Source organism: Haloplanus sp. C73 (assembly GCF_051195115.1).
Taxonomy (GTDB): Archaea; Halobacteriota; Halobacteria; order Halobacteriales; family Haloferacaceae; genus Haloplanus.
This window is the reverse complement of sequence record NZ_JBNTJZ010000004.1, coordinates 244,981-260,590: the sequence shown is the minus strand read 5'-3', so window position 1 is coordinate 260,590 and position 15,610 is coordinate 244,981. Positions and strand designations below refer to the sequence as shown.

10 protein-coding genes and 2 tRNA genes are annotated in these 15,610 nt (G+C 64.9%); 6 read left to right on the top strand and 6 right to left on the bottom strand.

Going from position 1 to position 15,610, the window contains the following annotated elements; genetic code table 11:
• Positions 1 to 347: 347 nt before the first annotated feature.
• The 4 genes from ACQUSQ_RS09710 to ACQUSQ_RS09695 are packed head-to-tail and all read left to right on the top strand — an operon-like array spanning position 348 to position 9,152.
• Positions 348 to 2,414, top strand: coding sequence for a PrkA family serine protein kinase (locus ACQUSQ_RS09710; protein WP_435068657.1), 2,067 nt, complete (start codon positions 348 to 350; stop codon positions 2,412 to 2,414).
• On the top strand, positions 2,411 to 4,666 hold the full coding sequence (locus tag ACQUSQ_RS09705; protein WP_435068655.1) for a PrkA family serine protein kinase: 2,256 nt from the start codon (positions 2,411 to 2,413) through the stop codon (positions 4,664 to 4,666). Before ACQUSQ_RS09710 ends, ACQUSQ_RS09705 begins: the two co-directional genes overlap by 4 nt.
• Positions 4,657 to 5,970: a YeaH/YhbH family protein gene (locus tag ACQUSQ_RS09700; protein ID WP_435068653.1), complete on the top strand. Its 1,314-nt coding sequence runs from the start codon at positions 4,657 to 4,659 to the stop codon at positions 5,968 to 5,970. Before ACQUSQ_RS09705 ends, ACQUSQ_RS09700 begins: the two co-directional genes overlap by 10 nt.
• Positions 5,967 to 9,152, top strand: coding sequence for a SpoVR family protein (locus tag ACQUSQ_RS09695; protein ID WP_435068651.1), 3,186 nt, complete (start codon positions 5,967 to 5,969; stop codon positions 9,150 to 9,152). Before ACQUSQ_RS09700 ends, ACQUSQ_RS09695 begins: the two co-directional genes overlap by 4 nt.
• Before the next feature lie 3 nt (positions 9,153 to 9,155).
• Here ACQUSQ_RS09695 and ACQUSQ_RS09690 read toward each other — a convergent pair whose 3' ends face one another.
• The 6 genes from ACQUSQ_RS09690 to ACQUSQ_RS09665 form a co-directional block, all read right to left on the bottom strand.
• Positions 9,156 to 9,719, bottom strand: a complete 564-nt coding sequence (locus ACQUSQ_RS09690; RefSeq protein WP_435068649.1) for a DUF7344 domain-containing protein — start codon at positions 9,717 to 9,719, stop codon at positions 9,156 to 9,158.
• 67 nt (positions 9,720 to 9,786) lie between these two features.
• Entirely contained in the window at positions 9,787 to 10,770 is a 984-nt protein-coding gene (locus ACQUSQ_RS09685; protein ID WP_435068647.1) for an arsenic resistance protein, read from the bottom strand.
• Positions 10,771 to 10,945: 175 nt separating this feature from the next.
• A tRNA-Glu gene (locus ACQUSQ_RS09680) sits at positions 10,946 to 11,020 on the bottom strand.
• 59 nt (positions 11,021 to 11,079) lie between these two features.
• Entirely contained in the window at positions 11,080 to 12,594 is a 1,515-nt protein-coding gene (locus ACQUSQ_RS09675; RefSeq protein ID WP_435068645.1) for an ATP-binding protein, read from the bottom strand.
• Positions 12,595 to 12,659: 65 nt separating this feature from the next.
• Positions 12,660 to 13,205, bottom strand: coding sequence for a hypothetical protein (locus ACQUSQ_RS09670; RefSeq protein ID WP_435068643.1), 546 nt, complete (start codon positions 13,203 to 13,205; stop codon positions 12,660 to 12,662).
• A 242-nt stretch (positions 13,206 to 13,447) separates the two neighbouring features.
• Positions 13,448 to 13,518: transfer RNA gene (locus ACQUSQ_RS09665), tRNA-Gly, on the bottom strand.
• Between the two features lie 219 nt (positions 13,519 to 13,737).
• On the opposite strand from ACQUSQ_RS09665, the gene ACQUSQ_RS09660 reads away from it, so the two are divergent.
• A complete protein-coding gene (locus ACQUSQ_RS09660; protein WP_435068641.1) occupies positions 13,738 to 14,586 on the top strand; it encodes a putative RNA uridine N3 methyltransferase in 849 nt (282 codons plus the stop codon).
• Between the two features lie 4 nt (positions 14,587 to 14,590).
• Complete coding sequence (locus ACQUSQ_RS09655; RefSeq protein WP_435068638.1) at positions 14,591 to 15,607, top strand: 50S ribosomal protein L3; 1,017 nt, start codon at positions 14,591 to 14,593, stop codon at positions 15,605 to 15,607.
• The last annotated feature ends 3 nt before the right edge of the window (positions 15,608 to 15,610 follow it).

Here is a 15,610-nt window from a genome sequence, read left to right as displayed (position 1 = left end):
CTCGCCGCGGCGGGCACATAAGACTCGCGCGACGCCGCCGCTGTTCGTCTCTCGACTTACCTGTGGTTCGACTGGTGTCGATATCGACGAATTCGAGGGCTGGCTCCGGGTTTTGAGCGATATCGACGAAACGAAAACGAGCCGGATCTGCCAAAGGCTTATACGTGTCTAATTCCGATAGTGTTTATAGCCTCGGTTCAGCGAACCGGGTCGTCGACGGTCGGTTGCCCTCACCGCTCTCGATGTCACCGACGACCATCCCGCGGTCGCGCTCGATGGGTGGTACGTGTTCGCACGGCACGTGGTAGCAGGGCACCCCGGCGGCGTCGGGGCCGAGGCTCCGAACAATGACGAAGGAAACCCTCGAAGACCTCAGCCAGGACTACAAGGAATCGGTTCCAGCGGACCTCCGTGAAGCGAAGCGCTTCGACTGGTATCTGGACGAGGTGTACGACGAGCCACGGATTGCCCGCAACGCCCACCAACGCGTCGCCGACATGTTCGACTACTACGGGACGGAGTACGACGAAGACGCCGGCGTCGTCGAGTACCGCATGGCTTCGGAGGACCCGTTACACGACGGGGAAAACACCTTCTACGGGCGCGAAGTCCACGAGTCGATTCACGAGTTCGTCAACAAGGTGAAAAGCGGCGCCCGCGGTCTCGGCCCGGAGAAACGCATCAAACTCCTGCTCGGCCCAGTCGGCTCCGGGAAGTCACACTTCGACTGGATGGTCCGACGCTACTTCGAGGACTACACCATGCAGGCCGAGGGGCGGATGTACACCTTCCGGTGGGTGAACCTCTGTGACATCGTCCGGGACCAAGACCCCGCCGACGACACCGTCGTCTCGCCCATGAATCAGGACCCACTCGTCCTGTTACCACAGGAACAGCGGGACCGCGTGCTCGAACGACTGAACGACGCGCTCGACGCTCCCTACACCGTCCGCAACGAGCAGTCGCTCGACCCAGCGAGCGAGTTCTACATGGACCGCCTGCTCGCTCACTACGACGACGACCTGAAGTCCGTCCTCGACAACCACGTCGAAATCGTCCGCCTCGTCGCGAGCGAGAACAAGCGCCAGTGCGTCGAGACGTTCGAGCCCAAGGACAAGAAAAATCAGGACGAGACGGAGTTGACTGGCGACGTCAACTACTCGAAAATCGCCGTCTACGGCGAGAGCGACCCGCGAGCCTTCGATTACTCCGGCGCCTTCTGTAACGCCAACCGAGGGCTGTTCTCCGGCGAGGAGTTGCTCAAACTCCAGCGAGAGTTCCTCTACGACTTCCTGCACGCCTCACAGGAGCAGACGATTAAGCCGAAGAACAACCCCCGAATCGACATCGACCAAGTCATCGTCGGGCGGACGAACATGCCCGAATATCGGGACAAGAAAGGCGACGAGAAGATGGAGGCGTTCAACGACCGCACCAAGCGCATCGACTTCCCGTACGTCCTCGAATACAGCGAGGAGGCCGAAATCTACCGGAAGATGCTCCGGAACGCCGACGTGCCCGACATGCACATCGAGCCCCACGCCATGGAGATGGCGGGGCTGTTCGGCGTCCTCACCCGCATCACCGAACCCGACGGCGAGACGGTGACGCTCGTCCAGAAGGCCAAGGCGTACAACGGCGAAATCGACGAGTCCGACGACGTCGACGTGAAGAAGTTGCGCGAGGAGGGCGAACAGCAGGCCGACATCGCGGAGGGGATGGACGGCGTCTCCGCCCGGTTCATCGGCGACGAAATCGCGGAGGCAATCATGGACGCCACCCACCGCGGCCGGTCCTACCTCTCCCCGCTCTCCGTCTTCACCCACTTCGAGCGCAACCTCGAAAACCACGGCTCGATACCCGAGGAGAACATCGACCGCTACCATCGCTATCTCGAACTCGTCCGCGAGGAGTACAAGGAGCGAGCCATCGAGGACGTCCGCCACGCTCTCGCCTACGACGTCGACGAGATTCAGCGGCAGGGCGAGAAGTACATGGACCACGTGATGGCGTACATCGACGACGCCACCGTCACGGACGACCTGACGGGGCGCGAACAGGAACCGGACGAGACGTTCCTGCGCTCCGTCGAGGAGAAACTGGAAATCCCGAGCGACCGCAAGGACGACTTCCGACAGGAGGTGTCGAACTGGGTGAGCCGACGCGCCCGTGAGGGCGAGGGGTTCGACCCGCAGGACAACGACCGGCTTCGCCGAGCGCTGGAGCGCAAACTCTGGGAGGACAAGAAACACAACATCAACTTCTCGGCGCTGGTGTCGGCGAACGAACTCGACGACGACGAGCGGAGCGCGTGGGTCGACGCGCTGATAGAGCAGGGTTACTCCCGAGACGGGGCCACTGAGGTCCTCGAGTTCGCCGGCGCGGAGGTTGCAAAGAGCGAACTGGAAGGATGACACAAGACTACATCGCCGCCGGCGACGAGGCGCTCGCCGGGGCGTACGAGGAGCCGATGAGCCTCGCCGAGTACGTCGACGCGGCGCTCGAACGCCCCTCGATTGCCGCCCACGCTCCGAAGTACCTCCTCGAAGCCATCGAGTCGATGGGCACGCGAACGGTCATCGAGGAGGGCGAGGAGCGCGAGCGCTACCGGTTTTTCGACGACCCCGCCAACGACGGCGAACACGCCATCCTCGGCAACACGGCCGTCCTCAACGGCTTCGTCGACGACCTTCGGACAATCGCGGCCGACCGCGGCAAGCGCGAGAAGATACTCTGGTTCGACGGGCCGACGGCGACCGGAAAGTCCGAACTCAAGCGCTGTCTCATCAACGGGCTTCGCGAATATTCGAAGACCGACGCGGGCCGGCGATACACCGTCGAGTGGAACGTCACCAGCGCGACGGAGGAGCGGGGTCTGAGCTACGGGGGCGACGTCGACGACGAGGATGACTGGTACGAGAGTCCCGTCCAGTCGCATCCGCTCTCCGTGTTCCCCGAGGCGGTGCGCGAGCGGATTCTCGCCGACCTCGGCGACGAGACGAACGTGCCGACGCGGGTGACGGCGGACCTCGACCCGTTCTGCCGGGAGGCGTACGACCTCCTCGAAGAGCGCTACCGGCGCGCCGGCCGAGCGAACCTGTTTTCCGCCATCACCGACTCCCGCCATCTCCGGGTGAAAAACTACGTCGTCGACGTGGGCCGGGGTATCGGCGTCCTCCACTCGGAGGACGACGGCTCGCCCAAAGAGCGATTGGTGGGCTCGTGGATGCCCGGGATGCTCCGCGAACTCGATTCGCGGGGGCGAAAGAACCCGCAGGCGTTCTCCTACGACGGCGTGCTCTCGCAGGGCAACGGGCTGTTGACAATCGTCGAGGACGCCTCCCAGCACGCGGACCTGCTTCGCAAACTCCTGAACGTCCCCGACGAGGGGCGGGTGAAACTGGACAAGGGCATCGGGATGGACATCGACACGCAGTTGCTCATCATCTCGAACCCCGACCTCGACGTCGAACTCGACAAGTACGCCGACCGCAACGGGCGCGACCCGCTGAAGGCGCTCAAACGCCGCCTCGACAAACACGAGTTCGGCTATCTCACCAACCTCTCGCTGGAGGCGGAGCTACTGCGTCGCGAACTGACGAACGAGACGGCCGTCTGGGAGGCCGAGGGGTACGCCGACCTCGAATCCCGCGTCCGAGAGGGCGTGACGCTGTCGATGCGGGACGGCCGGGACGGCGTGACCGAGCGCGAACTCGCGCCCCACACCGTCGAGGCGGCGGCGCTGTACAGCGTCGTCACTCGCCTCGACGGCGAGGACACGCCGGGCGACCGGGGCCTCGTCGACAAGGCGCTCCTGTTCGACCGGGGCTACCTGCAGGAGGGTGACGAGCGCATCGAGGCCGACGCCTTCGACTTCGACGGCGACGACGGCAGTCATGGCATCCCCGTCACTTACACGCGCGATATCGTCGCCGACCTGCTGCAGACGGACGCCGACCGCCAGCATCCGGACCTTCCGGTGGAGCGTGTCGTCACCCCCGACGACGTCCTCGACGCGATGGCGGACGGCCTGTCGGACGCCCCCGTCTTCTCTCGGGCCGAGGCCGCGGAGTACGAGAACCGTCTCGCCGTCGTCAAGAGCCACATCTACGACCGGCAGGAGGCCGACGTCCTCGACGCGTTGCTGGCGGAGAAAGGCGTCGACGAGGAGACGGTCGCGGAGTACGTCGAACACGTCTTCGCGTGGGCGAACGACGAGCGCGTGACGACCGACCGCGGCCCGGTCGACCCCGACCCGCTCCTGTTGAAGGTGTTCGAGACGGAGCATCTGGGTCGGTTCGACGACGACGCCTACCGGGGCGCGGACCCGACCGAGCGCGTCGAGGAGTTCCGTCGCGAGAAGGTCATCACCGCCATCAACCGGTACGCGTGGGAGAACCGTGACGAGGACTTCGCCATCGAGAACGTCGACGTGAGCGAGATTCCGGTCATCCGCGCGGTGCTCGACGCTCACGACTGGCGCGACGTGAAGCGGCTGTTCGAGGAACTCGACCCCACGCAGTGGACCGACCCGCCCTCGGGGACCGAAACCGAGCGATGCAAGGAGCGAACGCTTGCACACCTCGAATCGCAGGGCTACTCGCCCGCCTCGGCCGAACTGACCAGCCGCAAGGTGATGCGGGAGGTGAGCTACCGATGGGACTGAGAGAGGACCTCGACCGATTCCGTGAGGTGGGCGAGCGCCGCCGGCAGGACTTGACGGAGTTCATCCGCCACGGCACCCTCGGCGGGAGCGACGCCGACAGCATCCAGATTCCAATCAAGGTTGTCGACCTGCCCGAGTTCGAGTACGACCCGCAGGACCGCGGCGGCGTCGGACAGGGACAGGACGGCACGCCCGACGTGGGCCAACCCGTCGGGCAACCCCAACCCGACGACGGCGACGAGGAGGGTGACCCCGGCGGCGAGGGCGGCGACCACGAGTACTACGAGATGGACCCCGAGGAGTTCGCACAGGAACTCGACGAGGAACTCGGCCTCGACTTGGAGCCGAAGGGAAAGACCGTCGTCGAGGAGGTGGAGGGCGATTTCACCGAACTCACGCGCGCCGGCCCGAATAGCACGCTCGATTTCGAGCGGCTGTTCAAGCGGGGCCTGAAGCGAAAGCTAGCGATGGACTTCGACGAGGAGTACGTCCGCGAGGCGATGCGCGTCGCGGGCGCGACGCCCGACGAGGTGTTTCGCTGGTGTCGCGGCGAGAACATCCACGTCTCGCGGGCGTGGATAGACGACCAGTGGGAGACGGTTCCGGACGACGAGCGCGGCCGGTGGGCGAGTTTCGAGGAGATGGCCGAAACCGTCGAGCGGACGACGACACTCGAACGCATCCGTCGCGACGGGTTGCGAAACGTGCCCTTCCGGCGCGAAGACGAGCGCTACCGCCACCCCGAGGTGACCGAGCAGACGGAGAAAAACGTCGTCGTGGTCAACATCCGCGACGTCTCGGGGAGCATGCGCGAGGCGAAACGCGAACTCGTCGAGCGGACGTTCACGCCGCTGGACTGGTATCTCACCGGGAAGTACGACCGGGCCGAATTTGTCTACATCGCCCACGACGCGGAGGCGTGGGAGGTGGACCGCGAGGACTTCTTCGGCATCCGCTCCGGGGGCGGCACCCGCATCTCCTCGGCGTACGAACTTGCCGCCGAGGTGCTAGAGGAACGCTACCCGTGGAGTGAGTGGAACCGCTACGTCTTCGCCGCCGGCGACAGCGAGAACTCCAGTAACGACACCCGGGAGAACGTCGTCCCGCTGATGGAGTCGATTTCGGCGAATCGCCACGCCTACGTGGAGACACAGCCGGGCGGCGCGGCCATCAACGCCACCCACGCCGAAGAGGTCGAACGCGCGTTCGACGACGACGAAAGCGTCGTCGTCACCTCAGTCGGCGCACCGGCGGACGTGACCGACGCCATCTACGACATCCTGCACACGGAGGCAACAGAATGAGAGACGACCGTATCGACGCCCGACGAGAAGCGACCCGACTCACCGAACCCGTCACGGAGGCGGCGAATCTGGCACAGAAACTGGGCCTCGACCCCTATCCGGTCAACTACTGGATAGTCGACCACGACGAGATGAACGAACTCATCGCGTACGGCGGGTTCCAGCGGCGCTACCCGCACTGGCGATGGGGGATGGCCTACGACCGCCAGCGCAAGCAAGACCAATTCGGCATGGGCAAAGCCTTCGAAATCGTCAACAACGACAACCCCGCCCACGCCTTCCTCCAAGAGTCGAACTCCCTTGCGGACCAGAAGGCGGTCATCACGCACGTCGAAGCCCACGCCGACTTCTTCGCCAACAACGAGTGGTTCGGCCTGTTCGGCGACGGGCAGGGCGACGACCGGGCGGCGCTCGACGCCGCCGCCATGCTCGAACGCCACGCCGAGACCATCAAGGGGTACATGGAGGACCCGGATATCGACCGCGAGGAGGTCGAGCGCTTCATCGACGCCGTCCTCTGCTTGGAGGATACAATCGACCAGCATCGCGCCTTCGCCCGCGCCGGCGACCGACCCGAACGCGACGCGCCGGCGGACCTCCGGGACCGACTCGACGAACTCGACGTCTCGGATGACGTTCGTCGCCACGCGTTCGACGAGGCGTGGCTGGACGACGCCGCCGACTCGGCGGACGCGAGCGCCCATCTCGAAACTCCCCACACCGACGTCCTCGCGTACCTCCTCGAACACGGCCGGCAGTACGACGAGGAGTCGGGCAGGGCCGTCGAGTTCGAACCGTGGCAACAGGACGTCCTCGAACTGCTCCGGACGGAGGCCTACTACTTCGCGGGGCAGAAAATGACGAAGGTGATGAATGAAGGCTGGGCCTGTGTAGACCCGGAAACGCCGGTATTCACGGGTTCGGGATTGATGCCGATGCATGAGGTCGTTGAGGAACGTCCCGTGGTGTCAGACGGCGAGAAACAGCAGTCGGTGTACGACACGAACGTCATCGAGAACCACGACACCGTCACCATAGAAACCCGTCGTGGATTCGAACTGACCGGCTCCGACAATCACCGGATTCGGCGCCCAGATGGCTCGTGGGTGGAACTCAGTGAGTTGACTCCGGGCGACGAAATCGAAATCAGCGGCGGCGGTGGCGTCTGGCCAGCGGAGTACGCTGCCATCGAGTGGGAATCTCCGGAGTGTGTGACACTTGACGATGTTGCGGACGCGGCTGGCGTCTCGGTATCGACGGTGATGCGGTATCGGAAGCTCGGACGAGCGGATAAGGACGACGCTATCGAGCAAGCGCTGAAACGATACGACGGTGAACCGCAGAGTGAGGCACAGAGCGAGCCAATACTCGTTCCGGACGCCATTACCGAGTCTTTCGGCCGGTTCCTCGGTCTCCTCGTCGGCGACGGCCATGTATCGACGGCCTCGAATCAGGTCGGATTCACTGCGAATACGGCGGCGAAAGCCGAGGAGTTCGCCGGCTTGGTAGAGGAACTGTTCGGCGTCTCCACGACAGTAAGTGAGGATGGCGGTCGGTGGCGGGCGTACGTCTACTCGACGAATCTCGTTCGTCTCCTTACCGATACCCTCGACGCGACGGTCGGTGCCGAAAACAAGTCGGTTCCGACGGCCATTCAGCGGTCGCCGAAGTCAGTCGTCGCCGCGTTCCTTCAGGGACTATTCGATGCAGACGGTTACGCGGGTGAGCAGGGAGTCATACTGAGCACGAAAAGTGAAGACGTCGGTCGAACGGTGCAGCTCCTGTTGACGAACTTCGGAATCCTCTCCCGACGGCGCGAACAGAATGACGGCTGTCAACACGTCCATCTGACCGGTACGTCTGCGAAGCGCTTCCACGAGGAAATCGGCTACGGGTACGCATCGAAGGAGGCAAGCCTGACGGCGTATCTCGATGAACTCGAGTGGTTCGAAACCGAGCAGTGGACTGACGAAATCGTCGACATACAAGTCGATACGGGCACGGTGTACGATATCTCGGTTGAGGAAACACATCGATACGCCGGCGCTGGATTTGTGAATCACAACTCGTACTGGGAGTCGACGATGATGGGCGACGAAGCCTTCGCCGACGCCGACGAGTTCGTCACCTACGCCGACCACATGGCTCGCGTCCTCGGGTCCCCGGGGCTCAACCCGTACAAACTGGGGCTGGAGCTCTGGGAGTACGTCGAGAACCTGACCAATCGGCGCGAAGTCGTCGACCGACTCCTCCGGGTCGAGGGCGTGACGTGGCGGAACTTCCACGACGTCGTCGACTTCGAGGAAGTTCAGTCCCTGCTGGCCGCGGACCCCGAAATCGCGTCCATCACCCCGGACACGCTCGCGGACCTCGACCCCTCGGACCCCCGCATCGACGCCGAGGCGCTCGAACGGGCGCGGGCGGGCGATATCGACGTGACGCGGTACCCGTGGAAGGTGCTCACGACCGAGGGGCTGGCGGAGCGACACTTCTCGCTGTGCAAGCCACAGAACCGCGGGTTCGTCCGTCGAATTCGCCGGTCGGAACTCGAACGCCTCGCGCGCTACATGTTCGACGACGAGCAGTACGAGTCGGTCGCCGCGGCGCTCGCGGACGTCGAGTACGGCGCGGGGTGGCGACGGATGCGCGAACTCCGCGAGAGCCACAACGACGTGACCTTCATCGACGCCTTCCTCTCCGCGGAGTTCGTCGAGGCCAACGACTACTTCACCTACGAGTTCTCGGAGGCGACCGGCGACTTCCGCGCCGCTTCGACCGACCCCGACGACGTGAAGAAGAAACTGCTCTTACAGTTCACCAACTTCGGCAAGCCCACCGTCGCGGTGTACGACGGCAACTTCGGCAACCGGAACGAGCTCCTGCTCGGCCACCAGTACAACGGTATCGACCTCGACCTCGAACAGGCAAAGCGCGTCCTCGAACGGACCTACGAACTCTGGGGACGACCGGTCAACCTGATGACCATCGTCACCGAGTACGACGACCACGAACTGGAGATAGCCCGGCGACGCAACCGCGAGCCGACGCCGACGGAGGTAGGGACGCGCATCCGGTACGACGGCGACAACTTCGAGACTCACGACCTCGACCCGGACCTCGAAGCCCGAATCGTGGCCGACGACATCGACTACGACACGAAGCCGGATGACTGGCTGGCCTGACGACTAGTCGTCCGGCGGTGTGTCGATGTCGCCGCGGTGTCGCTGGCGGTCGAGATAGTAGTGGGTGCCCGCCGCCGTGGCGAACAGCGCGACGACACCGCCAGCAAACACCAACTCGGGTAGCGACGAGAGCGGCGCCACGCCGAGCCACCCGCCGGCGACGAACCCTGCCGTCACCGTCGACAGGGTGAGATAGACCGTCCCCCACGGAACGGACGGGCCGTCTCCGAGTTCGAGATACGTATCGAGGGCGGCGGCTCGGTCGGTGAGGGCCACGGTGCCCTCGTCGCGGTCGTACTCGACGATGCCCGCTTCGACAAGTTTCGGGAGGTGCGTCTGGTGGAGTGACGTGTACACGCGCTTGCGCTGTTTGTACTCCAAGTCCTCGACGGTCACCCCGTTCTCCCACGCCGCGACCTGTTCGGTGAGGTCACGCAGCGACGCCGGTTCCGGGGTTCGGTGTAGATAGTGAATGACGTAGCGCCGCCGCTGATTGCTCAGCAGGGAGAACACCGTGTCTTTCGACAGGGCTTCGGTGTCCGAAGCAGATGGTGCGTGAGTCGACATGGTGGAGTCGCCGCAGCGAACGTAACGACAGTATCAACGCCGACAACGTACGCAGAGAAAGGATGGGTCACGGCATAAAGTCATTCGTTCGCCCGGGCGGGAGCAGCCACGCCGGCACGACTCGGGTGAGCACCACCATACCACTCAGTTCCACGAGCGTCTGTGTCACGACGACGGCGGGGGCCAACTCGTAGCCCGCCGGGAGTGCCAGCGCAAGCGGGAGCACGACCAACGAGTTCCGCGTGACGCCGGTAAACACCAGCGCGCGTCCCTCGCCGGCGTCCATCCCGGCCCGGTCGGCCACCAGCCGCCCGAGCAGCGGCATGACGACGAGAAAGGCCACGTAGACGGGGACGACGGCCGCTATCTGGTCGATGGATTCCCTGACGCGGGGGAGCTGTGAGGCGATGACGACGAACAGGGTCACGCCCAGCATCGGAACGGGGAGCCACCCCATCGTCGCCTGCCACGTCCGGCCGCTCGCCGACCGCCCCGCCCACAGTTCGGTGAGCCACGCGAGCGTCAGCGGGAGGGCGATGAGCGTCAGAAACGCCTCGACGAACGGCCCGGCTTCGACGGCGCTCGCTATCTCGCGTCCCAGAAACAGCCAGAGATACACCGGGAGCACGAGGAGTTGGACGAGCAGTAACACCGGTGTCGTCGCAAGTACCTGCTCGGCGTCGCCGCCCGCGATATCGGTGAACGTGATGACGTAGTCGATACACGGCGTCAGCAGTACCAGACACACGCCGACGAGAACGGCCGGCTCGGGCGGAAGCAACTGGATGAGAACCCACACGACGACGGGAACGACGAGGAAGTTCAGCCCGAGCGTGGCCGCGACGAACCGGCCGTTCGTGAACGCCCGACGAAGCCGGACGAACGGGATTTCGAGGAAGGTCACGTACAGCAACACGGCCAGCACGGGGCCGATGAAGCCTTCGAGGACCGGCGCCGACGCGGGGCGGCCCACGCCGATACCGAGCGCCAGCGCGACGGCGACGGCGTACACGACGACTTGCCGCCGCTGGAGCCAGTCCTTCGCGTCCATTTCGAGTCGATTCGGGCGGTGTGTAGAAACTAGCTTCGGTTCGGAGAGTGTCGACTGCGCAGGTGAGAACTGTAATGCTCGGTCAGGGATTCGAACCACGGTCGCGGCGATGCCGCTCCCTGATTCGAATCCCTTCCCTGTGTGTTTCTTCACTCACTACGCTCGTTCAGAATCATGCTCGGTCAGGGATTCGAACCCTGGTCGTCGGCTCGAAAGGCCAACATGATTGGCCGGACTACACCAACCGAGCGTCGCATCTGAAAGCAAGAGAGGGCTATTGATAAATCCGTCTCTTTCGGTCGCGTCGTTTCAGCTCACGTTCGTGAATTCGAAGCGAGCGCCACCGGCCGCGCTCTCGGTGACGGCGACCGACCAGCCGTGTGCGGACGCGATGTCTTCGACGGCGCCGAGCCCGAGACCGGTGCCGTCCTCGGCCGTCGTGTAGCCGAAGTCGAGGACGTGTTCGCGGTCGGCGGTGGGAATCCCCACGCCGTCGTCCTCGACGTAGAAGCCGCCGGAGACGGTGCCGACGCGGACCGCGAGGGTGCCGTCCTCGCTCGCGCCGTGTTCCACGCAGTTTCGAAACAGGTTCTCGAACAGTTGTTGGAGGCGCTGCGGGTCGCCGTGTGCGTCGAACGCCGGGTCGACATCGACGGCCAGTGTCGTGTCGCCGGTCTGGACCTGCGTCCACGCGTCGGTCGCCACCTGCGCCACGTCGAGCGGGCTGGGGTCGTCGATGGTGCGTCCCGCCCGCGCGAGTGTTAGCACGTCGTCGATGATAGCCCGCAGGCGCTCGTGGGAATCGGCTATCTTTTCGAGCGCCTCGCTGTCGCCCTCCTCGCGGGCTATGTCGAGCCATCCGTCGGCGACGTTGAGCGGGTTGCGCAGGTCGTGTGAGACCAGCGTGGCGAACTCTTCGAGCCGGTCGTTCTGCCGACGGAGGCGCTCCTCGACCAGTTCGCGTTCGAGCGCGGTGCTCACCCACCGGCCCATCAGGTCGACGAGCGTCACTTCCCAGTCCGAGAAGGGGTCCTCGCGAGGCTCGGTGTCGTAGAAGCAGAACGTCCCGTACACCTCGTCCTCGACGGTCACGGGGGTGCCGAGATAACAGCGAATCCCCCACTCGGTAAAGCCTGCCCGGTCGGTGAGTTCGGGCGCTTCCGTGGCGAGGTTGGCGAGGGTGAGCGTCTCCTCCGTGAGGACGACCCGTTCGCAGTTGGTCGCCGAGAGGTCGACGACGTCGCCCGCTTCGAGGGTGCCCGGCGAGCGGACGACTTCGAAGACGTATTCGTCATCGCGCACGCGTGAGAGGGTTCCGTACTCCGTCCCGAGGACCTCTTGGCCGATGCGAAGCAGGTCGTCCACCCGCTCCTCGAACGAGGCGTCTTGGTCCGAGATTACGTCGTACATCTCTCGGAGGACCGCCTCCCGTGCTTCGAGGCGGGCACGCTTCTGTCGGCGCTCGGTGATGTCGCAGAACCACACCGTCAGCCCCGTCTCCGAGGGGTAGAGTCGAATCTCGAACCATTGGTCGAGCGAGTCGGAGTGCATCTCGAACGTCGTCGGCTCCTGTCGCTCCATCGCCGCTCGCGATTCGGTTTCGAACGGCGTGCCGCGCGCGTCGGGGAGACACTCCCAGATATGCTGCCCGACGAGTTCGTTGCCGGCGCCGTCGCTCGCGTCACGAACGACGTCGCGAGCCCGGTCGTTCAGATACGTAAACGTCCACTCGGTGTCGAGGGCGAACACGCCGTCGGTCACGCGGTCGAAAATCGAGTCGAGAGGCGCTGGCTCGCAGACGCCACCCGACGGCTCATTCGTCACGGCGCACCAACCGTCTGTGCATACGCATCTCTAGCGCCCAGCGAGCAAAAGGCCACTGGCCCGCCTCACTCGGCCGTAACTTCGAACCTCGTCGCCACCGTGTTGGAGGTGCGGTGTAACTGGAGTTCGCCGATGGCGACGGAGGCCGTCACCTCACCGGTCGGCCAGTCACCCGTTTCGAGGGTCATGGCGGTTTCCCACGTGTGTAGCCCCGCGCTGTCGACGTAGCGGTCGACTTCGGTGTTTTCTCGCACCACCAACTCGCCGTCGTGGATGATGTCGATACCCTCCTTCAGGTTGACCGTCCCCTCCGGAATTCGGATGCGATAGCGGAAGGCGATGACCGCCGGCTGTCCGCGCCGAACCTGCTCGGTCCGGTTCGCCTCCAAATCGCCCGCTTCCGACCACGTCGAGACGAGCGCCACGTCGAGCAACTGCGGGCGATAGTTCTGGTCGGGGGGCGAAAGCGTCGGCTGCGCCGTCGCCGTGGCGGTGGGTGTCCGGGTCGGTTCGGTTGTCGCCGTCGGCGTCTCGGACGACCCATCGGCGCCACACCCCGCGAGGCCGGCGAGAGCGGTTCCCGTGGCGGCCAGCAACGCACGTCGGTCCATAGTTGCCGGTGTGGGGTCACGGGCAAAAGGGTTCGTTCGAGGGAAGTCGTCGCCGTCTTCGCGACGAACGCGGGCTCGGGGAGCGGCGGCAGTAGCGGAAGCGGCGGCTCGTAGCTGGCTGGGATTTGAACCACGCGAAACGCTCGCTCCGCTCGCGTTTCTCTACTTCAAATCCGCAGGAACGATTTTTCCCTCACGGCTCACTCGTCGCTTCGCTCCTCGTTCGTAATGTTCGGGAAAAATGCGCTGGCTGGGATTTGAACCCAGGTTGTGACCATGGCAAGGTCACGTGATACCACTACACTACCAGCGCCCTTCGCATTCACACCAAGCCGGGATGGATAATTAAGGGTTCCGAAATCGTCGGGAACTGACCGATGGCGTGGGGGCAACTACCGTGTGACCGAACCCCACGAATCGGCGTTTTGAGGCGTGTGAGGCGCTCACAGCCCCTCGTGAGTTTCGCTACCCTTTTACCGGAGGATGCGGTAGCACCGTTACAGTCTAGTGACGTGACGCGGAAAGGCTCGGCATGACGTTCACCGTACTCGTGCCGTCTTCCCTCGTCCGGGAAGCCGAGGACAAACGCGAGGCAACTCGCAAACTCGGTTACGTCGCCCGCGCGGCGACGGTGTTCCGGGCGGACCGCCTGGTCGTCTTCCCCGATGGGGAAGGCGAACGGCGCTGGGGAGGCGGGTTCGTCGAAACCGTCCTTCGGTACGCCGCGACCCCACCCTATCTTCGCAAGGAGGTGTGGGGGACGCGGGACGAACTGGAGTACGTCGGCGTGTTGCCGCCCCTCCGCGTCTCGTCACGGACCGGCTCCGGATGTGAAAGTCCGGAGTCGTTACAAGAGGGAATCGTGACCGAGGTCGGACCTGACGGCCGCGTCCGGGTCAATTGCGGACTGCAACACCCAGTCTCCCTCCTCCTCCCGGATGGGATGGAGGTGTCGGAAGGAGAGCGCGTCGCCATCAGGATCTCTTCGAGAGAACCCGTCCGCGCACGGATTGTCGACGACCCCTTGCCGGGGTTCGAGGTCCAACGCGCGGACCTGCCGGAAGTGCTGGCCCGCCCCGACGCCGGGGTTCGGATCGCCGCGTCCCGTCACGGGGCGCCGCTGTCGACCGGTCGCCTGACGAATCTCGTCGGGCGAATCGACGACGGCGATCTGACCGTCGCGTTCGGAGCGCCCGGGCGAGGGCTTCCAGCCATCCTCGACCTGGACGTCGAGGACGTCGCCGACGCCGGCGGCGAGACCGTCGAACCCGATCCGGGGTTCGACCTCTGGCTGAATACGATTCCGCGACAGGGAAGCAAGACGGTGCGAACCGAAGAAGCGATGTTCGCGTCGCTCGCGCCCCTGACACTCACGGAGTAAATCCATGCCACAACCAAGCAGACCACGAAAAGGCTCGATGGGCTTCGGCCCGCGCAAGCGCGCGACTGACGAAGTCCCGCGCATTCGCTCGTGGCCCGACGACGACGGCGCACCCGCGCTGCAGGGCTTCGCTGGCTACAAGGCCGGCATGACCCACGTCGTCATGGTCAACGACGAATCCAACTCCCCCCGCGAAGGGATGGAGGAGTCGGTGCCGGTGACCGTCGTCGAGACGCCACCGATGCGCGCCGTTGCTCTCCGAGCCTACGAACAGACGTCGTACGGACTGAAGCCGACAACCGAAGTGTGGACCGACGAGTTCCATCCGGAACTCGACCGCACGCTCGACCTGCCGGCGGAAGATAGCTTCGAGGACGACAGTGAGGCGCTCCGCGAGGCCGTCGCCGACGGTTCGGTCGACGACCTGCGGATGATTACGCACACGGTGCCGAGCGAACTCGCCAACGTCCCGAAGAAAAAGCCCGACGTGATGGAGACGCGCGTCGGCGGTGGCTCGGTCGACGAGCGCATCGACTTCGCCCTCGACCTCCTCGAGGAGGGCGGGGAACACGCCATGTCTGACGTGTTCCGCGCGGGCGAGTACATGGACGCAAGCGGTATCACGAAAGGGAAAGGTACTCAGGGCCCCGTCAAGCGCTGGGGCGTCCAGAAGCGGAAGGGCAAACACGCCCGTCAGGGCTGGCGGCGACGCATCGGGAACCTCGGGCCGTGGAACCCGTCCCGTGTGCGCTCGACCGTCCCCCAGCAGGGCCAGATGGGCTACCACCAGCGGACGGAGCTCAACAAGCGCCTCATCGACATGGGCGACGACGACGAAGCCACCGTCGACGGCGGCTTCGTCAACTACGGCGAGGTCGACGGGCCGTACGCGCTCGTCAAGGGCTCGCTGCCGGGCCCGGACCAGCGCCTCCTGCGCTTCCGACCCGCCATCCGACCGACCGACCAACCGCGCCTCGACCCCGAGGTGCGGTACGTTTCAACCGCATCCAACCAGGGATAACCA

Excerpts from the sequence above, each read along its gene's own strand:
- ACQUSQ_RS09710 (WP_435068657.1), top strand. The coding sequence starts at position 348 with ATGACGAAGGAAACCCTCGAAGACCTCAGCCAGGACTACAAGGAATCG.
- ACQUSQ_RS09705 (WP_435068655.1), top strand. The coding sequence starts at position 2,411 with ATGACACAAGACTACATCGCCGCCGGCGACGAGGCGCTCGCCGGGGCG.
- ACQUSQ_RS09700 (WP_435068653.1), top strand. The coding sequence starts at position 4,657 with ATGGGACTGAGAGAGGACCTCGACCGATTCCGTGAGGTGGGCGAGCGC.
- ACQUSQ_RS09695 (WP_435068651.1), top strand. The coding sequence starts at position 5,967 with ATGAGAGACGACCGTATCGACGCCCGACGAGAAGCGACCCGACTCACC.
- ACQUSQ_RS09690 (WP_435068649.1), bottom strand. The coding sequence starts at position 9,719 with ATGTCGACTCACGCACCATCTGCTTCGGACACCGAAGCCCTGTCGAAA.
- ACQUSQ_RS09685 (WP_435068647.1), bottom strand. The coding sequence starts at position 10,770 with ATGGACGCGAAGGACTGGCTCCAGCGGCGGCAAGTCGTCGTGTACGCC.
- ACQUSQ_RS09670 (WP_435068643.1), bottom strand. The coding sequence starts at position 13,205 with ATGGACCGACGTGCGTTGCTGGCCGCCACGGGAACCGCTCTCGCCGGC.
- ACQUSQ_RS09660 (WP_435068641.1), top strand. The coding sequence starts at position 13,738 with ATGACGTTCACCGTACTCGTGCCGTCTTCCCTCGTCCGGGAAGCCGAG.
- ACQUSQ_RS09655 (WP_435068638.1), top strand. The coding sequence starts at position 14,591 with ATGCCACAACCAAGCAGACCACGAAAAGGCTCGATGGGCTTCGGCCCG.